This is a genomic window from Candidatus Nanopelagicus limnes, from assembly GCF_002287885.2.
GTDB classification, from domain to species: domain Bacteria; phylum Actinomycetota; class Actinomycetes; order Nanopelagicales; family Nanopelagicaceae; genus Nanopelagicus; species Nanopelagicus limnae.
Map to the genome: position 1 here is coordinate 813,785 of NZ_CP016768.2, position 21,663 is coordinate 835,447.

At 43.4% G+C, this 21,663-nt stretch carries 20 protein-coding genes; 2 read left to right on the plus strand and 18 right to left on the minus strand.

All coding sequences use genetic code 11. The annotated features are described in order from the left end of the window. Positions 1-29: 29 nt before the first annotated feature. The 3 genes from B1s21122_RS04075 to B1s21122_RS04085 form a co-directional block, all read right to left on the minus strand. Positions 30-545, minus strand: coding sequence for a DUF4192 family protein (locus B1s21122_RS04075; RefSeq protein WP_095680504.1), 516 nt, complete (start codon positions 543-545; stop codon positions 30-32). A gap of 65 nt (positions 546-610) precedes the next feature. Further along, complete coding sequence (locus B1s21122_RS04080; protein ID WP_095680503.1) at positions 611-1,333, minus strand: PKD domain-containing protein; 723 nt, start codon at positions 1,331-1,333, stop codon at positions 611-613. Continuing rightward, complete coding sequence (locus B1s21122_RS04085; RefSeq protein WP_095680502.1) at positions 1,309-1,830, minus strand: hypothetical protein; 522 nt, start codon at positions 1,828-1,830, stop codon at positions 1,309-1,311. Before B1s21122_RS04085 ends, B1s21122_RS04080 begins: the two co-directional genes overlap by 25 nt. Before the next feature lie 86 nt (positions 1,831-1,916). Here B1s21122_RS04085 and B1s21122_RS04090 point away from each other — a divergent pair, with 86 nt between their 5' ends. Beyond that, positions 1,917-2,369 carry an NUDIX hydrolase gene (locus tag B1s21122_RS04090; protein ID WP_095680501.1) on the plus strand — a complete coding sequence of 151 codons (453 nt, stop codon included), beginning with the start codon at positions 1,917-1,919 and terminating at the stop codon, positions 2,367-2,369. Here B1s21122_RS04090 and B1s21122_RS04095 read toward each other — a convergent pair. The 4 genes from B1s21122_RS04095 to B1s21122_RS04110 form a co-directional block, all read right to left on the minus strand. Continuing rightward, entirely contained in the window at positions 2,366-4,396 is a 2,031-nt protein-coding gene (locus B1s21122_RS04095; RefSeq protein ID WP_095680500.1) for an ATP-dependent DNA helicase, read from the minus strand. The two genes, B1s21122_RS04090 and B1s21122_RS04095, sit on opposite strands and share 4 nt — an antisense overlap. 73 nt (positions 4,397-4,469) lie before the next feature. Next, positions 4,470-7,277 carry a vitamin B12-dependent ribonucleotide reductase gene (locus B1s21122_RS04100; RefSeq protein WP_095680499.1) on the minus strand — a complete coding sequence of 936 codons (2,808 nt, stop codon included), beginning with the start codon at positions 7,275-7,277 and terminating at the stop codon, positions 4,470-4,472. A 127-nt stretch (positions 7,278-7,404) separates the two neighbouring features. After that, positions 7,405-7,899: a transcriptional regulator NrdR gene (nrdR, locus tag B1s21122_RS04105; protein ID WP_095680498.1), complete on the minus strand. Its 495-nt coding sequence runs from the start codon at positions 7,897-7,899 to the stop codon at positions 7,405-7,407. Between the two features lie 196 nt (positions 7,900-8,095). Then, entirely contained in the window at positions 8,096-8,395 is a 300-nt protein-coding gene (locus B1s21122_RS04110) for a LysM peptidoglycan-binding domain-containing protein (RefSeq protein ID WP_095680497.1), read from the minus strand. 138 nt (positions 8,396-8,533) lie between these two features. On the opposite strand from B1s21122_RS04110, the gene lexA reads away from it, so the two are divergent. Further along, positions 8,534-9,196, plus strand: a complete 663-nt coding sequence (gene lexA, locus B1s21122_RS04115) for a transcriptional repressor LexA (protein WP_095680496.1) — start codon at positions 8,534-8,536, stop codon at positions 9,194-9,196. 1 nt (position 9,197) lies between these two features. Here the strand turns inward: lexA and B1s21122_RS04120 are convergent, their stop codons facing one another. The 11 genes from B1s21122_RS04120 to B1s21122_RS04170 form a co-directional block, all read right to left on the minus strand. After that, positions 9,198-10,592 carry a rhamnulokinase gene (locus B1s21122_RS04120; protein WP_095680495.1) on the minus strand — a complete coding sequence of 465 codons (1,395 nt, stop codon included), beginning with the start codon at positions 10,590-10,592 and terminating at the stop codon, positions 9,198-9,200. A gap of 11 nt (positions 10,593-10,603) precedes the next feature. After that, positions 10,604-12,643, minus strand: coding sequence for a bifunctional aldolase/short-chain dehydrogenase (locus B1s21122_RS04125; protein WP_095680494.1), 2,040 nt, complete (start codon positions 12,641-12,643; stop codon positions 10,604-10,606). Beyond that, positions 12,643-13,809 (minus strand): L-rhamnose isomerase, encoded by a 1,167-nt coding sequence (gene rhaI, locus B1s21122_RS04130; protein WP_095680493.1) that lies wholly within the window; start codon positions 13,807-13,809, stop codon positions 12,643-12,645. The genes B1s21122_RS04125 and rhaI overlap by 1 nt, the downstream gene beginning before the upstream one ends. A gap of 32 nt (positions 13,810-13,841) precedes the next feature. Then, positions 13,842-14,165 (minus strand): L-rhamnose mutarotase, encoded by a 324-nt coding sequence (locus B1s21122_RS04135; RefSeq protein WP_095680492.1) that lies wholly within the window; start codon positions 14,163-14,165, stop codon positions 13,842-13,844. Between the two features lie 4 nt (positions 14,166-14,169). After that, on the minus strand, positions 14,170-15,030 hold the full coding sequence (locus B1s21122_RS04140; RefSeq protein ID WP_095680491.1) for an L-ribulose 3-epimerase: 861 nt from the start codon (positions 15,028-15,030) through the stop codon (positions 14,170-14,172). 178 nt (positions 15,031-15,208) lie between these two features. Then, positions 15,209-16,219: a substrate-binding domain-containing protein gene (locus tag B1s21122_RS04145; protein WP_095680490.1), complete on the minus strand. Its 1,011-nt coding sequence runs from the start codon at positions 16,217-16,219 to the stop codon at positions 15,209-15,211. 151 nt (positions 16,220-16,370) lie between these two features. After that, positions 16,371-17,105, minus strand: coding sequence for a 3-oxoacyl-ACP reductase family protein (locus tag B1s21122_RS04150; protein WP_095680489.1), 735 nt, complete (start codon positions 17,103-17,105; stop codon positions 16,371-16,373). Then, positions 17,102-18,178, minus strand: a complete 1,077-nt coding sequence (locus B1s21122_RS04155) for a 2-hydroxyacid dehydrogenase (RefSeq protein WP_095680488.1) — start codon at positions 18,176-18,178, stop codon at positions 17,102-17,104. The genes B1s21122_RS04150 and B1s21122_RS04155 overlap by 4 nt, the downstream gene beginning before the upstream one ends. Then, positions 18,179-19,672 carry a xylulokinase gene (locus B1s21122_RS04160; protein ID WP_095680487.1) on the minus strand — a complete coding sequence of 498 codons (1,494 nt, stop codon included), beginning with the start codon at positions 19,670-19,672 and terminating at the stop codon, positions 18,179-18,181. 3 nt (positions 19,673-19,675) lie between these two features. Beyond that, the gene (locus B1s21122_RS04165; RefSeq protein WP_095680486.1) at positions 19,676-20,662 is read right to left on the minus strand and encodes an ABC transporter permease; all 987 of its coding nucleotides are present in this window, start codon (positions 20,660-20,662) and stop codon (positions 19,676-19,678) included. Between the two features lie 2 nt (positions 20,663-20,664). Continuing rightward, the gene (locus B1s21122_RS04170) at positions 20,665-21,663 is read right to left on the minus strand and encodes an ABC transporter permease (RefSeq protein ID WP_095680485.1); all 999 of its coding nucleotides are present in this window, start codon (positions 21,661-21,663) and stop codon (positions 20,665-20,667) included.

A 21,663-nucleotide genomic window follows, 5' to 3' on the forward strand; every position in this document is an offset into this window, starting at 1 on the left:
CCGATCTACTAAACCACCCTGTTTAGTAATTAAATACTACTCCCAAAAAGAGATGCACAAATCTTGGGGTGAAGTTGGGCTCGCATCGCAGCAAAGGAGTCTGGCGGCCAATTAGCGAAAAATACCCGCCGCAGCAGGATTGCTAGTGGATAGGTTAGATCATCTGCAAATGCTTTATCTAAAGCTATCTGCGCTAAATCTGCTTCCCCAGATTCATAAGCTGTGGCAGAAAATAAACAAGCAACTGGTGCGATAAAACCAACGGGGGCTAAGTTCATTAGCCAGTGCCAGAGATTAAATTGTTGATCCATATTTTCTGATGTGCTCAAACCCATCGCATAATCTCTAACCTGCAAATCCTTAAGCCGAATTAAGACAAGTGCGATTAATTCAAAATCTTGCTCATGGGATGAAAGGGTGAAAGCATCCACCAACTGATTTACCGCTATAGCGCCTAATCGTTGCTGCTTTAATACATCATCTGCTTCATAATTTATTTCACTTACCTTATTTAATTCTTCATCTAGTAATAGGTTATTTGTCATTTGATTAGCCTTGCAAAAAGTGTGAAGAGATTTCTCACCTGACTATAAAACTGTGGATAGCTGCTTTATTTAGTAAATCTGCCCACCGCATTAATAACTGAAATATCTCTAGTAATACTTTGAGTAATCCCATTGCCACTGATCGCAGTAGTTACACCATTTACCGACCAGGTGCCCCGCCAGGTGATCTTTAAATTAACTGGGTAATTATCATTTGATTTATAGGTGTGAGTGATTAAGCCAAGTGGGTAGGCCCCTCCCTGCATCGTGGTGGTAATAAATTTGCCATCCCCAAAACTCCAGGTAAAGGTTGAATGTAGATTTACATAAACAATTAGATCAAGAATTGGAACTACCGCTTGAAAATGTTGCGGTGTTTTAGTCCAAAAGTAAACCGGCATATTAACTAGCGCATCTTGATCTGGTTGAAAATTAACATCACCAATTGGTAGAAGTTTGATTAGTCGATCAGATAAGGAGGCAGTAGCGGCCTTTTTAACTGGCGCCAGCTTTGGTTTTGGTTTTAGCACCACCTTTTTAACAATTGGTTTACTAACTGGTTTTGGAGTGATCTTCTTACTCACCACCGGCTTTGGTTTTACCACCGTCTTCTTACTTGGCGCAGCAGTTGGCTTCACCCCATTTTTAGCAGCGGTAATTATTAATTGATTATCTTGGGTAAAAACATCAACACAGGTCTTGTCCAGGCATTGATTATCAGCTGCTGCCATGGTGGCAGGAAGAAGAGTTAAGAGGATCAGAATTACTTGGTATCGCTTAATAACCACACTCCATCTACTCGTTTAACGATGAAGGTATTTTTTATTGTGGAGGCACTCCAAAGAATTGATTGATGATTCACCTTATCTATCTTTCTAATATCACTTCGATCAACAACAACTAAAAAGCTTTTTTGATTAGTCCCATCTTTTTGCAACTTAATACTTTTTAGTTGATATTTGCCACCGATTAATGAGGCTGATTTAAATAAACTTTCTAGCCGGTTAGCAATCGCAAGGCAGCCACAGCTTTCGATCGCAGTTGATCTTAGGTATAAAAACTCACCAGTTAGCGCCAGATTTAGCCCATCAACATAATTAATTATTGGCTCAAGTGAGGCAGGTAATACATCTGGTAGGTACTGCTCATTACCTTCTTCAATTGGCGCGTATCCCGCACTTTCTGACTCCACACCATTTGGTGCTAACGCCCCTTGCGCCCGGGCGCAACTAGTTAGTAAAAGTGGGAGAAGTGAAATGATCATTAATTTTTTAATCTTTAACATTGGCTAAAGATAGGTATTTATCACTTGCCTCTGCTTGAAAAAAACTGTTGGCTGTGAATTAAGTAATTATGTGTAAAACTTCTCTTATGGCACACCGTGATGGCGATGGATGGATTACGTGTGGTTGTGGTGGCAAACATTGGGGCTTACATGGCGCAGCAGGATTACTGTTAGTAAGAGGAAAAACAATTTTGATGCAACACCGAGCGCCTTGGGTTCACAATGGTGACACTTGGGGAATTCCAGGAGGAGCCCGTGACTCACATGAGAGTCCAATTGAGGCAGCAATTAGAGAGGCTCATGAAGAGGTTGGCATAAGTGGTGATCAACTAAGTACTGGTGAGATATTTACCGATGATCACGGAGTGTGGGCATATCACACCGTAATTGCTAGCGCACATGATGATTTAGTTGCCCATGAGGCAAATGATGAATCTAAAGAGGTCGCATGGATTGATATTGATCAGGTTGTGAATAAAAACTTACACCCAAGCTTTGCAAATACTTGGCCGCAATTGCTGGCTAAATTAAAAGCTTAATTACCTAAGTACTGCGCATCTAATCTACGTAGTGCCTCTTTTATAACTGCGCCATCACTAGTTCGCCAAAATGGTGGCATAGAGTTTAAAAGTATTGAGCCATATCGTTTATTAACAATTCGAGAATCTAATATTGCCACCACACCGCGATCATCTAAGGATCTAATTAATCGACCAGTTCCTTGAGCAAGAAGTAAGGCAGCCCTTGGGAGGGAAATCTGCATAAAGCCAGAACCACCGGCTGCATCTGCCTCAGCCGCTCTGGCAGAAAGAACTGGTTCATCAGGACGAGGAAAAGGAATGCGATCGATTGCAACTAATGTGCAGGCAGGCCCTGGCACATCTATTCCCTGCCATAACGAGATTGTGCCAAGCAAAATAGATTTTTCATCCTTTGCAAACTTATCTACCAACGGCCCTACTGAATCACCTCGCCTTTGCGTAATTATTGGCAGTTTTAACTCAGCTAATACTTTTCGCAAATGTTCGTCCGCTGCTTCAACTCCCCGCCAAGAAGAAAATAAAGCCAGAGTTCTACCCCCAGCTGCTTGGATTAACTCCCCTAACTCAGTTAGCGCCTCAATTGATGGGCCATCTCTGCCTGGCTCTGGTAAATCCTTTGGCAGATAAAGCATTCCTTGATTAGCAAAATCAAAGGGTGAACCAACATCTAGTATCTGCAGATTTGCTGGATCCATTGCACCTTTTTTCTTAAGGTCATCTTCATCTACTTCCTCTTCATCTTCAGCCTCATTTTTACTGCCAATTACAAATCCAATATTTTTGGCAATTGCATCAAATGATTTGCCGACAGTTAAAGTCGCACTAGTTGCAATTACCGGTGTTTGAGTTAGTAAATTTCCACGCAACACATCAGAGACTGCTAAGGGTGCTAAATACAAAGTTGAATACGTTGGTTCAAACCAAAGCACATGGGTATGTCCTGGCTTTAATAATTTAGTTGCAGTTTGGCTAATCTCATTTAGCGCACCCTTCACTCGGGCTCGCTCTGCCATTGAGTTTGGATCAATTATCTGAGCATCCGCAGAAATTAGCGCTGTAACTGCCGCCACCGCCTCTTTCACTGCCCTAAGTGGTGCTTCTAAAGTGGCAGGTAATTTATCTAATCGACCAGCTCTAGTTGGATCTGCTTTTAAATCATCTGCGTACTCACCGAGGGATTTAGAAAATTTCTCACTTGCTTTAAAGAGCGCGTCCCCTGCTTTGCCAGGCATATGTTTTCTTGCCATATTGGCAGCTCTTAAAACCCTAGCCGCTGTTATCTCCTCCGTCACCGCCTGGGTTGTGCGATCCATAAACTCATGTGCTTCATCTAAAACAATTGCATCTCGCTCAGGCAATATTGGATGTGAATCAACAATCTCAATTGCAAGCAAAGTGTGGTTTGTAACGACAATATCTGCTGTTTGCGCCTTTGCTTTTGCTAAGGCTGCAAAACATTTTGATCCAGATGGACATTCATCCGCCCCCATGCACTCACGCCCTGAAACAGAGTTTGCAGACCAAACTCTTCTATCAACATCTGGCGCGTCATCTCTATCCCCGGTTGCATTTGGTGATTGCGCCCACGCCCTTAATCTTTTGGCATCCCCCTCTAATGTTGAAACTTCAAGTACTGCTTGGGCCTCTGGATCATTTGGTGCGTTATTCATTTTTTGCAAGCAGATGTAATTACCAACTCCTTTATAGATTGCAAATGAGATATCTCGCTTTAACTCTTTATCTAATGCTGCCTTTATCTTTGGTAAATCACGTTCTACTAACTGTCGCTGCAATGCCAAGGTGGCAGTTGCCACCAATACTTTTTTGCCATGGACTAAGGCCGGTACTAAATAAGCGAGGGACTTTCCAGTGCCAGTGCCAGCTTGAACTAATAAGTGGTGGCGATCAGATAAGGCGTTTGCAACCGCCTCTGCCATCTCAATCTGGCCTTCCCGAGGTGAGCCACCAATTGCAGTAACAGCTGCATCTAGCGCACTCCTTACTTTTTTTGAATACTCACTCACTAGGGCAGATTATTTGATAAAGACAAAGGGCCCGCAGTTTTACCTGCGAGCCCTTTGGATTTAATTTTTCTTATCAGGAGCAACCTGAGGTGTTTCCGCAACCTTCACAGACGAAGCATGAGCCAGCCATTCTCATCTTCACACCACATGTCATGCAAAGTGGTGCATCAGATTTAACGCCTGCCATCTTCTCAAAGAGCTCCATTGATGAGCCAACAGTTGAGTTATCAACTGGAGCTTTCTCAATCTTTACCTCTTGTTTTTTGCTTTCAGTTTTTTTTACTGGAGCTGTGATTGCAGCAGATTTTTCATCCGCTGTGTACTCACCACTTTCAAGGGCGCGAGCGCGCTCTGCCGCTGAGTGAATACCAAGTGCTGAACGTGACTCAAATGGTAGGTAATCAAGGGCAAGACGTCGGAAGATGTAATCCATTACTGATTGCGCCATTCTGATATCAGCATCATCAGTCATACCAGCTGGTTCAAATCTTTGGTTAGCAAATTTTTCCACAAATGTTTCTAGTGGAACGCCGTATTGCAATCCAATTGATACTGCAATTGAGAAGGCATCCATTACACCGGCAAGAGTTGAACCCTGCTTGCCAAGCTTTAGGAATACTTCAGCTAGAGCGCCATCTGCGTACGCACCGCTGGTCATATAACCCTCTGCGCCGCCCACTGCAAATGATGTTGTTTGCGCAGGACGTGTCTTTGGCAAACGCTTTCTTACTGCGTTGTGTGCAACTTCAGTTGTGGTTGCCTCATCTTTTTTACCCTTTGAATCAGATAGAGGTTGTCCTACTTTGCAATTATCACGGTATACGGCCAATGCCTTAAGACCTAGCTTCCAACCTTGGTAGTAAACCTCTTCGATCTCAGCCACTGTGGCATCGGCCGGCAAGTTAACTGTCTTTGAAATCGCACCAGATAGGAATGGTTGGCAGGCTGCCATCATGTGAACATGTCCCATTGCGCTAATTGAGCGAACGCCCATTGCGCAATCAAAGACTGAGTAATGCTCTGGCTTTAAGCCAGGTGCGTCAATTATGTTTCCATTTTCAGCAATGAAAGCAACGATTGCTTCAATAGTCTCATCTGTGTAGCCAAGTTTTTTAAGTGCTAGTGGCACAGTCTGGTTCACAATCTGCATTGAACCTCCGCCAACCATCTTCTTAAACTTAACAAGGGCTAGATCTGGCTCAATACCTGTTGTATCGCAATCCATCATCAAACCGATAGTTCCAGTTGGTGCTAGAACGGATGCTTGCGCGTTGCGCCAGCCATTTTTCTCACCCAGTGCGTTACCAGTTGACCATTGCTTGATTGCTTCAGTCCAAACATCTTTATCAAGAGTTGAAACTGATTTCGCTGAATCAGTTGCATTTTGGTGTTTGCGCATTACTCGGGTGTGCGCGGCAGCATTTCTGGCATAACCGTTGTATGCACCAACGATGCCGGCTAGCTCTGCGCCTCTGCGGTATGAAACACCAGTTAATAGTGATGTGATCGCACCAGCAAGGGCGCGTCCGCCATCTGAGTCATATGCAAGACCTGATGCCATAAGTAGCGCGCCGAGGTTTGCATAACCAATTCCTAATTGGCGGAAGTTTCTTGTGGTCTCACCAATTGGGGCGGTTGGGAAATCTGCGAAACAGATTGAGATATCCATTGAGGTAATTACTAACTCAGTTACCTTCACAAAGTTTTTAACATCAAATGAACCATCAGCTTTTAAGAACTTCATTAAGTTCAAAGATGCCAAGTTACATGATGAGTTATCTAGTGACATGTACTCAGAGCATGGGTTAGATGCGTTGATGCGGCCAGTCTCTGGGTTTGTGTGCCACTCATTGATGGTGTCATCGTATTGAATGCCAGGATCCGCGCATGCCCAAGCAGCCTCTGCCATCTTTCTAAATAATTGTTTAGCATCAACGCTCTCCACAACCTCACCAGTTGAGCGAGCAGTTAAACCAAATGAATCTCCTGCTTCATAAGCTCTCATGAACGCATCGGATACTCGAACTGAGTTATTAGCATTTTGGTATTGAACTGAAACGATATCTTTTCCGCCCAAATCCATATCAAAGCCGGCGTCTCTAAGGGCGCGGATCTTGTCCTCTTCACGAACCTTGGTCTCAATAAATTCTTCGATATCTGGATGATCAACATCTAGAACAACCATCTTCGCAGCGCGACGTGTTGCACCACCTGATTTGATTGTGCCAGCGGATGAGTCAGCGCCTCTCATAAATGAAACTGGGCCAGAGGCTGTGCCACCTGATTTTAAAAGCTCCTTTGATGAGCGAATTCTTGAAAGATTTAGACCAGCACCTGATCCACCTTTGAAGATAAAGCCCTCTTCTTTATACCAATTAAGAATTGATTCCATTGTGTCATCCACTGAGAGGATGAAACATGCTGATACTTGCTGTGGAGCATTCGTTCCCACGTTAAACCACACTGGTGAGTTGTAAGAAAAGATTTGGTGCATCAGCATATGGGTTAATTCATGTTCAAAAATTTCAGCGTCCGCTGGAGTTGCAAAGTAGCCATGCTCTCTACCAGCTTTTGTATATGTTAAAACTACGCGATCAATTACCTGCTTTAGTGACCACTCACGATTTTCTGCTCCCAACGCGCCACGGAAGTATTTGGTGGTAACAATTGTGGAGGCATTTACTGACCAGAACTCAGGGTATTCAACACCTTTTTGTTCAAAGATAACCTCGCCAGATTTCCAGTTGGTCTGAACAACATCACGCCTTTCCCACTTGACTGTGTCATATGGGTGAACTCCAGCGGTTGTATAGATACGTTCGATTGTTAAACCTTTTCCAGTGCCGGTCTTAACCGCTGCTGGCTTATTTACTATAGACATTTACTTATCCCCTTAACTAGTTGTTTAAATTCTTTTTAGTTTTATTCTTCACTTCTTTGGTGCAAATCTTTTTCTACTTATCTCTTCGCGCTACTTATCTCTACTTCTTATCTACTTAAGGGGTTACTTAATTAACTCGTGCTGGTTGGGAAACTTTTAATGCTTTTGAATTTCTGGAAGGTTCGGCACGGAGAAGTGCGATCTCACCTTCAAAATCTTCTAGGGAGGAAAAACTACGGTATACCGAGGCATATCGTAGGTAGGCGACCTCATCGAGTTCTCGGAGTGGCGCTAGTACTGCCATTCCAACCTCTTGGGCCTCAACCTCTGCCACACCATCGGAGCGAAGAAACTCTTCAACTCTTTGGGCAAGCAGTGCTAAATCATCATCATTAACTGGTCTGCCTTGGCATGCCTTGCGCACACCATTGATTACCTTCTCGCGAGAGAAAGGCTCAGTAGCACCTGATCGTTTGATGACTAGAAGAATGGAGCTCTCAGCGGTGTTAAACCGTTTGCCACAGCTGGTGCATTCGCGCCTTCTGCGGATCTGATTGCCCTCATCAGTTGGACGTGAGTCAATCACTCTGGAGTCTTCAAAACGACAGAATGGACAGATCACGGCTTTGATTCTCCTTTTTTCCTAGCTAAGTGGGGGAAGAGCACACTAGCGGAAAACCACTACTTATGGAAGCCATAAGCGTAATCACCCCTATATGTTGGGTGAACCATAGACCCGCTCTTTAGGGTTTAAAAGCACCTGAGTCGGCGTGTTTTATGAAATCTTTTCTCTACTGGATGCAAACAGCCTAGGCGGGTTATAAAACTGGAACTAACAACTTACTGCCCGCGCTCACATCGGCGCTCTTTAGTGCATTGACCTCAACGATCTCAGCCACCACTGAGGCGATATCACCTTGACCTGCCACTAATGCTGCGATCGACCAAAGGCTCTCACCAGGGGTCACAACAACTTGAACATACTTACTTTTAACTTCACTTTGATCACCGCTTTTTTCACTGGCTGATGAAATAGAGCTAAAACCAGCGCCAATTACTACTAATAAGGATATGGTTGAAACTGTTCGTGCCAATCGCTTGGCTTGTCTTGCCTTCATTTTCTACTCCTTGATAACAGTATTCGAGGGGATTCGAACATCTGTTCTATAGAGTATTAAACACTACCCCACTGACATTGTCTACTTTAAATCGAACATATGTTTGATTTTTTTCATTCCCCCTGCTAACCTTTATTTATGGCAAAAAAGAACGTATCTGAGCTACCTGATGGTCCAACCGATGATCATGGACTGACCCCGCGGCAGCTAAAGATTTTGTCGGTAATTAAAAAAGCAGTTGAGGATCAGGGTTACCCACCCTCTATGCGCGAGATTGGCCAAAAAGCCGGCCTATCCTCCACCGCATCCGTCACCTACCAACTGCAGATCCTTGAAGAAAAGGGCTGGATCCGCCGGGATGCCTCCCGAGGAAGGGCCATTGAGATCACCTTGCCAGGTGAGGATGGCGGGGCCGCCCCACAAGGAAAGACTCGTCTAATTCCTTTGGTTGGAAAGATCGCAGCTGGAAATCCAATTTTGGCAGAGCAGTTAGTCGAAGAGGTATTACCACTTCCTGAATCCCTAGTTGGTAAGGGTGAATTATTTATGTTGCAGGTAAAAGGTGATTCCATGATTGATCTTGCAATCTGTGATGGTGATTATGTTGTGATCCGCTCCCAAAAGAGCGCGGAAAAAGGTGAGATTGTGGCAGCGATGATTGATGGTGAAGCAACTGTTAAAACTTGGTCTAAAAAAGATGGCCACTTTTGGTTACTTCCTGCAAATGATGATTTTCTACCTATCCCAGCGGACGACGCACAGATTCTGGGCAAGGTAACTGCTGTTCTTCGCAGCGTTTAAACTATTTTTTTGGTGTAAATACCACTTGGGTAATTGAGTTTTTAATAATCGATCTTCCTTGAGCTAAAGAGTTAATCAATCCAACAGATTGCATCTGCACCAAAATACTTCCAAGAACTGTTGCCTCAGATGGGCCTGCATAAACAGGAACTCCTGTGGCATCAGCGGTTAATTGATTTAATAATCTATTAGCACTGCCACCGCCCACAATATTAATTGCATTTATCTTCACCCCAGCCGCACTTTGTAATTGTGCTAATACCTTCACATAGGCATCCGCTAATGAATCAAAGATGCATCTGGCATAGGCTGCCGGTGATTGTGGAACTATCTGATTACTTTTTTCACAGAGCATCGCAATTCGCTCTGGCATCGCCCCTGGCTTTTCAAAGATTGGATCATTGGCATCAATTACCGCTGCCTTTGGTAGCTCTGCTGCCGCCTTTGCTAGCTCGGCTGCGGTGTAATGCTCACCCTTACTTGCCCAGTAATCTAAAGATTCCTCTAATAACCACATGCCAGCCACATTTTTAATAAATCTAATCCGATCAGCAACGCCCATCTCATTGGTGATATTAAATTCCATCGCCTTTTTATCAGTAACTGGCTTTGTTAACTCAAGCCCAACTAAAGACCAAGTACCACTTGAGATATAGGCAGTTAAGCCATCCTCACCAAGGGGGGCGCCAGCTACAGCGCTCGCTGTGTCGTGTGAGCCAACTGAGATCACCTTGATTGAATCTAATTTTCCATGCCCGACCACCTGACCTACTTGCTCACCTGGCTTGTTTATCTTGGCAAATAAGCTCTTTTTTATTCCAAGTTTTTCAATCAACTCCCAATCCCAATCCTGGGTGTGAACATTAAGCAATTGCGTGGTGGAGGCGTTAGTGATCTCTGTACTAATTGAGCCACAAAGTAGGTAGTTAATTAGATCTGGCACCATTAAAAACTTATCCGCACGCCCATATATTGATGAGTTTTTCTCAACAAATAATTGATACATAGTGTTGAAGAAGATAAATTGAATTCCAGTTTTGCCGTAGATGTAATCAACACCTAGCTCATTTTTAAGCTTTGCCATTACGCCATCGGTTCGCCCATCTCGATAGCAATGAGGTGGGGCTAGTAGCTCACCCTTTGCATCAAGTAATCCATAATCAACTGCCCAGCTATCAACACCTAGGGTTTCTACCTGACCCATTTCACATGCCTTATTCAGACCAATTTTTATTTGATCTAATATAAATTGCCAATCCCAAAATAAGCCATCATTGCTTTGAATTGGCTCATGTTTAAATCGGTGCAGCTCAGTTAGAACTATTTTTTCATTAACTAACTCACCAACGGTCACCCGCCCTGATGAGCCACCTAAATCAATCGCTGCGTGTAGCAAGGAGAATTTGCCTAACGAAGGAAGGCTGCGGCCACACCACCATCTACTGGAATGTGAAGTCCAGTAGTTAGGGTTAAATCTCCGCCTAAAATTACAAAGACGGCAGCGGCAATGTGTTCAGGCAAAACCTCTTTTTTCAAGATAGTTCGCTGGGCATAGAACTCACCTAATTTAGATTCCTCAACGCCATACTGCTTAGCGCGGTTAGCTCCCCAACCACCAGCAAATATGCCAGAGCCCTTAACCACACCATCTGGATTGATGCCGTTAACTCGAATACCAAACTCACCTAACTCAACTGCTAACAATCTCACCTGGTGTGATTGCGCAGCTTTAGTTGCACCATATGCAACATTGTTAGAACCAGCAAAGACTGAGTTCTTAGATGAAATATAAATAATATCTCCGCCCATGCCCTGCGCCTTTAGCGCCTTAGCAGCCTCACGAGATACTAAAAATGAACCTCTTGCCATAATATCTAATTGCAAATCCCAATCTGCAACTGTGGTTTCAGTAATTGGTTTAGCAATTGAGATACCAGCGTTATTAACAACGATATCAATACCGCCAAAGGCAAGCATGGTTTGCGCCATTGCATCTGCAATCGCATCCTCACTTGTTACATCCATTGCAACAGCGATCGCCTTATCTTTGCCACCTAGCTCAGTAGCAAGCTTTGTAGCTCCCTCTAGATCACGATCTGCCACCACAACACAGGCACCTTCAGCCGCTAATCGCTCAGCAGTTGCTTTACCTAAACCTGATGCAGCCCCAGTTACCAATGCGATCTTGCCCGCTAGTGGTTTTGGTTTTGGCATGCGCTTTAGCTTTGCCTCTTCTAAATCCCAGTACTCAATTCGGAATTTTTCAGATTCTGCAATTGGGGCATAGGTTGAAAGTGCCTCTGCTCCGCGCATTACATTGATGGCATTGATATAAAACTCACCAGCAACTCGGGCCGTTTGCTTATCTTTGCCATAAGTGAACATGCCAACACCTGGAACTAAAATAACTAGTGGATCAGCTCCCCGCATTGCAGGTGAATCCTTTTTTGCATTGCGGTCATAGTAAGCGGCGTAATTTTTACGATACTCCGCATGCAACTCATTTGCTCGCTTAATTACCTCATCCAGTGGTGCATCTGGCTTTGTATCTAAAACCATTGGTGAGATCTTGGTGCGCAAGAAGTGATCAGGACATGATGTGCCAAGGGCTGCAAGTGCCATTAGCTTTGAACCTTGCAAGAAATCTAAGACAACATCATTATCGGTAAAGCTGCCAAGCATTCTTACATCCTTTGATGCAATACCGCGAAGGTATGGCGCAAGGGCTGCTGCTCGCTCTTTACGTTTTGCACTATCTAAAGGTGCGTACTTTGATTCCTTCTTACCAAATGGATCGGCTTTGCCCTTTGCCTTTATGAACTCTTCAGCTTTTGTAATTGCCCAAATAGATCGCTCTTCACACTCTTTACTTGTCACACCCCAAGTTGTTAAACCATGTCCGCCTAATACACAGCCTTTAGCCTTTGGGTTTTCCTTTGCAATCTTTGCCATATCAAGTCCTAATTGAAAACCAGGACGTCGCCAATCCACCCACAAGATTTCTTCGCCAAAACATTCAGCGGTTAACTTCTTACCACCCTTTGAAGTGGCCAGGGCAATAATTGAATCAGGATGTAGGTGATCAACATGATCAAACTCAACTAAACCATGCATTGAGGTATCAATTGAAGGAGCTGCTCCACCTTTACCAAATGCACAGTAATCAAAGAGTGCGACCATCTCATCTTCACGCTCTACCCCTGGATATACATTTACTAAATCTTTAAATTTTTCTAGATCAAGGGCAGCAAGACCTGCCTCTTTTAAAGTGCCAAGATCTCCGCCTGATCCTTTTACCCACAGCACTGTTGTGTCTTTACCAGTTGCTGGATTTGCTAGGACACCTTTTGCTGAAGTATTTCCACCAGCGTAATTTGTAAATCTAGGCTCTGCGCCTAATTTATTACTGCGGGCTAATAACTCAGAAACTACTTTAGGTGTCGACATTAAGCTCCCCATCCGGCTTGTGCGCCACCGACTCGTTCGGCAGCAATCTTTTCAGCATAACCACTCTTTGCATAAGCCAACTTAGGATCAGTTGCTAATCCTTGCTCACTTCGCAATTCACCAAGCAAATCACGAACATCAGTGTTGTAGGCGTCCATCAAAACATCATTAGCACCTAGAACATCTCCTGCTAATTGTGCTTTCTTTAACGCGTCAGCATCAACGATCAAAGCTTTTGCAACCGCCTCCTGCACATTTGTAATAGATCTAATCTGTGCTGGAATCTTTGGCTCAATGTTGTGGCATTGATCTAATACATAGGAAACAGTTGTTCCCTTATCAAAGCCGCCACCTTGATTAACTTCATGCATAATTCTAAATAATTGGAATGGATCTGCTGCTCCAACAATTAGATCATCATCTGCGTAGAACCTTGAGTTAAAGTCAAAGGCACCTAAGCGCTTTTTACGAAGTAAGAAGGCAACGATGTATTCAATGTTGGTTCCTGGTGCGTGGTGTCCGGTATCAACACAAACAGATGCCTTAGGTCCAAGCTCTGTGCAATGCACATATGAAGTGCCCCAATCTGGCACATCTGTTGAATAAAATGCTGGTTCAAAGAATTTATACTCCAAAAGCATTCTTTGGTTATCACTAAGGCGAGCATAAACCTTTTGCAAGCTTTCAAATAAGCGATCTTGTCTTCCAGCCAGATCATCTTGGCCTGGATAATTTGTACCATCAGCAAACCAAAGCTTTAGATCTAAGGCGCCAGTGATATTCATAATCTCTATGCACTCAAATAAGTGATCAACCGCCTTTTGGCGAATCTTCTTATCAAAGTGGCAAACAGAGCCATATTTATAATCATCATCTTGGAATGTATTTGAATTAACTGTTCCAAGTCTTACCCCAAGCTCTTTGGCATGCTTGGCAAGCTTTGCGTAATCATCTGTCTTATCCCATGGAATATGCATTGCAACAGATGGGGCAGCGCCAGTGAACTTATGTACTTGGGCTGCATCAGCAATTTTTTCAAATGGATCACGTGGCACACCAGGTTGAGCGAATACTTTAAATCTAGTTCCAGAATTTCCATACGCCCAAGAAGGAGTCTCAATCCAAAAACGCTTAAGTACTTCCTTAGCCTCTTGCTTTGATGCCATATGCGTTGCTCCTTTGGTTTGGGTTAACTTTTTTATTTAAGGTAGAAAACTTCTTCTAGTTGTAAAAATCCTTCATCAGGTCGCTTGCCATCTAAGGCTACAAAAAATGGCGCCATATCTGCCTGCCACTTGGCATTGATCTCGCGCTTTTCCATTCCAGCTTTAGCATCCTTTAATGATGGGGTTTCAAAGTAGCCAATTAAAGTTCCATCGGAGCGATCTAAATGAAGTGAGTAATTATGCCAACCAGTTTCAGAAAGTGCGTTTAACATCTCTGGCCAGACGGATGCGTGGCGCACCACATACTCATCCATCATCTCTTTTCGCACCTGTAATCTAAAACAGACTCTTTGCATTTAATTAATACCTTGCCTTCATATAATCCAATGATTTCTTAGCTAAATCATCTGAATCACTCCAAAGATTTCGCCAAACACATAGAGTGTTAGAAAGAGCTGGATCTACTACAGCGGAAGAGAATGATTCAAAGGTGATTGGTCCTTGGTATTTAACCTCTTTTAATGCAGCAAAGAATGTATCAAAATCAACATTGCCACTTCCTAAATATCCACGATGGCTCTCACCAATATGAACAAAGCCCAATCTATCTCCGGCTTCGATAACAGCTTTTCGCATGCCATCCTCTTCAATATTCATGTGATAGGTATCAAGATGAACATAGGCGTTGGCTCGGTTGACCTCCTCTAAAAACTTTAATCCTTCAGCGCCGGTGTTAATAATGTTTGTTTCATATCTATTTACTACCTCAAGATTTATATTAATTCCCTTATCGGCTGCATAATCTGCCAATCGTTGCATCGCACCAACTGAGTTAGCTCGGTTTTCTTTAGTAGCTGGATGTGGATATTTAGCTAAAGATGAGTAAATAACTCCACAAAGCTCAGTTCCACCTAGTGCGTGAAGTACATCAGTTGCTTGGCGAAGTAACTCGTCCCCTTTTTTAACAATTGATTGATCAAGGCTAGTCACATCAGTTTTGGCAGATAGGCCAAGGGATGCGTGCGCTCTTAAATTATGTTGTTGCAGTAAATCCTTTGTCATCGCAATATCCACATTCCATGGATCTAATAATGCGATTTCTATGTAGTCATAACCGGCCCTTGCGGCCCCACTTATGGCAGTGGCTGCGCCCTTTGCGCTCCAATCCCCCGCCCAAACAAGTGCGTGACCACCATACTCAAGACGTTTGGTAGTTGGCATTTTTCCTTACTTGTTAGCGATAAAAGGATTCTTTACGCGTATCTTTCCACTCTTTAAAGGCGGTGTCCAACTATTGGTAATAAATATCAATATATAAACAAGTTGTACAAAAAGAAGATAGGGCAGCCTCTTTACGAGGCTGCCCTATCAGCAGATTAATTAAAGCTTCTAAAATTAATTAGAAGTCGAATTGATCTACGTTGTCCTTTGTGAACACAGTTGCTGGGCCAAGGATAATTTCATTTCCTACAGCTCCTGCAGTAACTGTGCGCTCTGCATCACCCTTATCGCCAGGGCCTGAAGCGACCTTGTCGCCAACAGCTACAGCGCCACCGTCACGTACGTGCTTAGCTACGTAAACAGCAACATATCCAAAGTTTTCAACATCCCATAGTGAAGCTTGGGCGTTTGAACCATCTTTGATGTATGTCTTCATGTCATTTGGAAGACCAAGACCAGTAACAGCAACCTTGCCCTTTGCAGCTGAGCCAGAAACATACTTAGCAGCAGCAACAATACCTACAGATGTAGGAGCAACAATCGCCTTGATCTTTGGATACTTCTGGATAAGTCCTTGAGTCTCAGTTGTTGACTCTTCTGGCTTATCTAGACCGTAAGCAGTTGCAACTACCTTAACATTTGGATACTTAGCTGCAAGCTCCTTCTTCATGAAGTCAATCCATACATTCTGGTTTGTTGCATCTGGAGTTGTTGAAAGAATTGCAATATCTCCAGCGCCACCAGCAATGTCAGAAGCAGACTTAGCTAATGCTTGTCCGATACCTTCTGATGAAGCCTGGTTTACGAATACTGAACGACCATCTTGTGCAACATCTGAATCGTAAGTAACAACTGTTACACCCTTGTCCATTGCATCCTTAAGAGCAGGAACTAGAGCATCTTTGTCGTTAGCTGCAACGATTAATACGTTGTAACCAGCTTGTACAGCTGCGTTAATTTCTTTTACCTGTGCGGCAGCAGTGATTTCAGTTGGGCCCTTGTAGGCACACTCTGCACCAAGCTCAGCACATGCACGTTGAACACCCTTATCAGCTGCTTGGAAGTAGCCAATTGTTCCTAATTTAGGAATGTGAGCGATCTTTAGTGCATCGCCTGAACCACCGTCAGATGATGAACTGCAACCAGCAAGAAGAACTGCTGCTGCAAGTACGGAGAGAACTTTTTTCAAAGTATTTCCTTTCGTTGATAGTTACAAAATTATTTAACTTTGCAACACGTGCCTAGGAAAGTAGCTACGACTCCTAGGACCGCTGGGCAAACTTAGTATTGGCTGGGAAGTACTGGCAAGTTGAATTTATAACGATTAGGCGTCGAAAGCCCTAACCCATCACCAATCCGCCGTTTACGTTGATGGCAGCCCCAGTTATATAGGAGGAGGCATCAGAGGCCAGGAAATTGATCATGGCCGCCACCTCATCGGGGCGGCCCAATCGATTTAATGGAGTTTGTGAAAGCCACTCATCTAACCTGCCAACGGAGCGATCTGCAATCATTTTAGTTTCAATTCTTCCTGGCAATACCGCGTTCACTGTCACACCACTTGCGCCATACTCTTTTGCAGCAGAGTAGGTAAGACCAAGTAAACCTGCTTTAGCAGTTGCATAGTGCGCGTGATTTGCAGAGCCTGTTAATGCAACTTGGGATGAAATATTAATTACTCTTCCCCACTTCTTACTCACCATACTTGGCGCGCACGCTCTAATTAATTTAAAGGCTGCTGTTAAGTTAACATTTATCGCTTCATCCCAAAGATCATCACTCATTTGGATAATGCTTGCATCACTCATAACACCTGCGTTATTAACTAAAATATCTATGTCACCAAGTTTTTGCTTAACTTGGGCAACTAAGTTTTCAGCTGCTCCCTTTTGGGATAGATCTGCTTGAAAGATTTCAACTTTAAAGCCTTGAGCATTTAATTGATCAGCAATTTGTTTAGCTTCTTTTTGGCTACTTGAGTATTGCAATGCAACGCTCGTGTCTTGCGCAGCTAAGGATTGGACAGTGGCAGCGCCAATTCCTGTTGCACCCCCGGTTACTAATGCAACCTTCACTTTATGCCACCGCTCTTCATAAAATTATCCATAACCTCTTTGTTTGCAACCCGGTTTGGTATCTGACCATTTAGTAAGCCTAATAGATCATCGACCACCATTTTTGAGTGATGGGCAACAACCTGTCTAGAAGCACCTGCAAGATGTGGGCTTAAGACCACATTTGATAATGATCTAAATGCTGAATCTCCGGGCAGTGGCTCAGTTGGATAAACATCAAGGGCTGCTCCTGCAATCGCACCAGATTTTAAAACCTTTAATAGCGCCTCATAATCTACTAATGCCGCCCGTGCAGTATTTATAAAGTAAGCAGTTGGCTTCATAAGATCAAAATACTTAGCGCTAAATAATCCAGTGCTTTCCTTTGTTACCTTGGCTGCCATAACCACAAAATCACTGCTCCTAGCTAATTCATCTAACTCCACACTTTTTATTGAAAGCTTTGCTAATTGATCAGCCTTTGCATATGGATCAAATGCAATTACCTGCATACCTAAAGCAATAACTCGTCTGGCGATTTCTTGGCCAATAAAGCCGGCGCCAACTATGCCAACTGTTTTGCCCATTAACTCATCGCCTTGAAATCTTTGAAAAGGTGCATCTGGATCAAGACTCCACTCAGAGGTGACGCCTTTTCTATCCCCTGCCTTATCTGAATAGGAAACAGAGGTTAAATCATCGGTGTAACGAAGAAGATGATGAGTAGTTGGAATACTTCTTGCAATTGAGATCATTAAACCTAAGGTGTATTCAGCAACTGCAACTGCATTTCTACCTGGAGTAAACAACACTGGAATACCTTTAGCAGTTGCAGCAGCAATGTCGGTATTTGCAGCTGGCTCATTTCTACAAGCTGCAATTATCTTCAAGTTTTTGGCAGAGTTAATTACTTCATCAGTAATACTTTCAAACTCAATGATTGCAACTTCAACATCTGCTAATTTACTTATTAACTCACCCTTATCCATCTTCTCACCCGTTAGTGCAAAGCCGCCTTGCTCAACCTTAAAACCGGCAGCAGTTAATCGATTGATCTCAGATTGATCCATTCGGGCAGTGATAAAAGTTTTCATTTACTTAAGCCTATAAGAAGCAGATGGCGCGCTCTTATCAAACTCATCCTTAATAGATTCATATAGGGAGCGAAAGCGGGCGTAGCGTTCCTGGTAATAGGAATGAACCTTTATGTCTGGTGAAAACCTTGCCTCGATCTTCACATTTGTTTTTATAGTCTGCCTAATATCTTTAAACATGCCAGCGCCCATGCCAGCTAAATAAGCATCACCAACTGCTGCTCCTACTGAATCCTCTAAAACAGCAATTGGCATACCCAATACATCTGCCTTTATTTGATTCCATAACTCACTCTTACTTCCGCCGCCAATACTTCTTATCTCATCAATTTTTATGCCGGCTGCTTTGCCAATCTCAACATTGTGCGCGAGAGCAAACGCGGTTCCTTCTAGTACTGCTCTAAACATCATGGCTGGTGTTGTAGTTAAAGATAAGCCAAAGAAAACTCCACGAGCATTTGTATGCCAGATCGGGGACCTCTCCCCCATCATGTATGGCAGGAAAATTACTCCTTCACTGCCGGGTGAAACACTTTGGGCATCCTTTGATAACTGCTCAACTGATTGTTCACCTTTTAAAATATTTTGTTGAAGCCAGGCCACACTCGCACCTGATGCCACCATGGCGCCTAAGCGAAGTTGTCTGCCTGCTATTGCATGTTCAATTGCCACGAACGCGTCATTAAAATTATTTCCATCAGTTGGCATTAAGAGCACTGTTGAGGTGCCAGTCATTTCAGCCACCACACCTGGATCAATTACTCCTGCCTCAAGGGCGGCTGAGCAACCATCAACGGAACCAAAGTAAACAGGTGTGCCAGCTGCAATCTTTGAATCATTATTACTTAACACCTCACCTTGCAAAATAATTGAGTTAGCAATTTGGGGAAACTTATCCTCACTAACTCCAACAAATTTCATTACCTCATCCGCCCACTTTGAGTTATCAGCGCTTCGAAGTTGCAAAAGTGATGCATGTGCTGCGTCAATGCCAAATTTGCCGGTTAACTTAAAGTTTAAGTAGCCTGGAATTTGTAAGAAGTACTTTGTCTTTTGATAATTAGCTGGCTCATTTTTAATCAACCATTTAATTTTTGCAGCAACATAATATGGATCGGCTCGATTACCAGTTAACTGGGAGATATTTGAAAACTGATTTGCTAACTCATCTGCTTCAGCCTGGGCTCTGCGATCCATCCAAATCATCGCATCCCTCACCGGCACACCTTTTGCATCAACTGCAATTAATGTCGGTGCTTGCGCACTGATTGCAACACCAATTATTTGCGCACCAGCCGCGCCAGCTTGGGCGATCTCAACCGCCTTACAAAAACTTAGCCACCAATCATTTGGATCTTGTTCAACCCAACCAGCTTGTAAATATTTTGTTGGATACTCAGCTCTGCCTTGGGAGATGATGTGGCCAGCGTTATCAACTAGTACCGCCTTGGTCGCAGTTGTACCAACATCTACGCCAAGTAATAACTGCTGCATTTGCTAGCTTTTTAAAGCTTTAAGCTCTCTTCGTGCTTTACCTTTTTGCACCAATACAGGGGCTGCAACTGAGATCAAAAGCAAAATACCGGTAACAATTGTTCGCCATTGTGCGTTGATCTCTTGCAGTGTTAACCAAGATTCAACTGAGCCAGCAAGTAATACACCTGCGACAACTCCCCACATGGTTCCAATTCCACCAAATATTGAAACTCCACCTAACAAGATGGCAGAGATAACTAATAACTCAAGACCAACACCATTATCAGCTTGGGCAGTTGAGAAGCGGAATGTGTAGATAACTCCTGCAACACCTGACATAAAGCCAGTGAAGGTGAAAACAATCATCTTGTGTCTGACCACGTTAACACCAGCAAATTTGGCTGCCTCTGGGCTTTGACCAATAGCTAATGTGCGACGACCAAATGGCGTCTTGTGTAGAAGTAGACCAAATAAAATTCCAAAGATAATAATTAATGGCAAGGTCTTTGGCATAAATGACTTACCAATGGTGTCAAAACCAAAGCTTGTCCAAAACTCTGGGAACTCATTTACGGTGTTCTCACCAAGTAGACCATTTGCAATACCGCGGTATAGCGCCAGTGTTCCAATGGTTACAGCCAATGAACCCAAACCTAACTTTGTAACAAGGAATCCATTAACAAAACCACAGGCTGTTCCAACCAAAATACAGATAAGTATTGCCATCCAAATCGGTGCTCCCTTGGCATAACTCCAACCAAGCATTGAACTTCCTAGTGCCAAGATGGATGCAACAGATAAATCAATCTCGCCCAAGATAATCATAAATAACATAGCAAAGGCGATGATCATGATCTCTGAAGTATTAGAGAAGATGTAGGAGAAGTTAAGTGGAGTTAGAAAGTTTGAGGTGGTGAGTGAGGCAAAAACCCAAACAAGTAGAAGTAGTCCAATAATTGCAGTATCCCAACTGCGTCTTACTGAACCTAACTTGGCAAATTTTGACATGACTAAATCCTCTCTCTTATTCGTTGCGCCAGCAATTGTTTCTCATTTCTTACCGCCAGTACTCGATCGGCGTAGATTGCAATAATTAATAGCAAACCATTAATCGCTGCCTTCCAGAACGCATCAACGCCAAGGGCTGCTAAGCCACCTTGAATTGTCTGCACAAGTAATGCGCCAATTACAGCTCCTACTACAGTTCCAGATCCACCCATAATTGTTACGCCACCAATTACAACGGCTGCAACAACTGCTAACTCCTGGCCATAAAAAGCGGTGGAGTCAACCTGGGCAAATCGCATTAAATAAAACACGCCAGCAATGCCAGACATAACACCTGAGAAAACAAATGCTAGGAATGTGCGACGGAATACCTTTAAGCCAACAAGGTCTGCAGCCGGTGGGTTAGATCCAATTGCATAAGCATCTCTGCCTGACTTTGTGTACTTCATAAAGAGGGCCATCAAGATCATTGCAATAATTACCATTAAGAATGTGAAGGGCAGCAGACCAAAGTAAACCTTTTGGCCAAGTGCTAACAAGCTCTCTGGCATCTCTTGTGCGTTGTAATCAACTGAGTTTGATACAACATAAACCAAACCGCGCACAATATATAAAGTTCCTAGCGTTACCACCAATGAAGGCAATCTAAGCCCTGCCACAAGTAAGCCATTTACAATACCTACTGCAAGGCCAATAACTGAACCAATCACAAAGCATTGCACCCAGGTAAAGCTTGGATTTTTTGCACAAAAATCTGCAACTGTCCAAGCAGATAAGCCAACGGTAGAAGCGATTGATAGATCAATATGGCGCATAACCACAATTGGTGCGATCCCAATTGCAAGGAGCGCCACAACAGAGGTTGAGGTTAGAAGATCTCTAGTGCCATCACCTGTTAAAAATCGTGGGTTAATTAATCCGGTGCCGCCAACTGCGACAAGCAAAATAATGAAAAGACTTGATTCCCGGCTTGATGGACGAAGTTTTTTTAAGAAGTTCAT

Coding starts and splice junctions, on each gene's coding strand:
- B1s21122_RS04075 (WP_095680504.1), bottom strand. CDS start 545: ATGACAAATAACCTATTACTAGATGAAGAATTAAATAAGGTAAGTGAA.
- B1s21122_RS04085 (WP_095680502.1), bottom strand. CDS start 1,830: ATGTTAAAGATTAAAAAATTAATGATCATTTCACTTCTCCCACTTTTA.
- B1s21122_RS04090 (WP_095680501.1), top strand. CDS start 1,917: ATGGCACACCGTGATGGCGATGGATGGATTACGTGTGGTTGTGGTGGC.
- B1s21122_RS04100 (WP_095680499.1), bottom strand. CDS start 7,277: ATGTCTATAGTAAATAAGCCAGCAGCGGTTAAGACCGGCACTGGAAAA.
- B1s21122_RS04110 (WP_095680497.1), bottom strand. CDS start 8,395: ATGAAGGCAAGACAAGCCAAGCGATTGGCACGAACAGTTTCAACCATA.
- lexA (WP_095680496.1), top strand. CDS start 8,534: ATGGCAAAAAAGAACGTATCTGAGCTACCTGATGGTCCAACCGATGAT.
- B1s21122_RS04125 (WP_095680494.1), bottom strand. CDS start 12,643: ATGTCGACACCTAAAGTAGTTTCTGAGTTATTAGCCCGCAGTAATAAA.
- rhaI (WP_095680493.1), bottom strand. CDS start 13,809: ATGGCATCAAAGCAAGAGGCTAAGGAAGTACTTAAGCGTTTTTGGATT.
- B1s21122_RS04135 (WP_095680492.1), bottom strand. CDS start 14,165: ATGCAAAGAGTCTGTTTTAGATTACAGGTGCGAAAAGAGATGATGGAT.
- B1s21122_RS04140 (WP_095680491.1), bottom strand. CDS start 15,030: ATGCCAACTACCAAACGTCTTGAGTATGGTGGTCACGCACTTGTTTGG.
- B1s21122_RS04155 (WP_095680488.1), bottom strand. CDS start 18,178: ATGAAAACTTTTATCACTGCCCGAATGGATCAATCTGAGATCAATCGA.
- B1s21122_RS04160 (WP_095680487.1), bottom strand. CDS start 19,672: ATGCAGCAGTTATTACTTGGCGTAGATGTTGGTACAACTGCGACCAAG.
- B1s21122_RS04165 (WP_095680486.1), bottom strand. CDS start 20,662: ATGTCAAAATTTGCCAAGTTAGGTTCAGTAAGACGCAGTTGGGATACT.
- B1s21122_RS04170 (WP_095680485.1), bottom strand. CDS start 21,663: ATGAACTTCTTAAAAAAACTTCGTCCATCAAGCCGGGAATCAAGTCTT.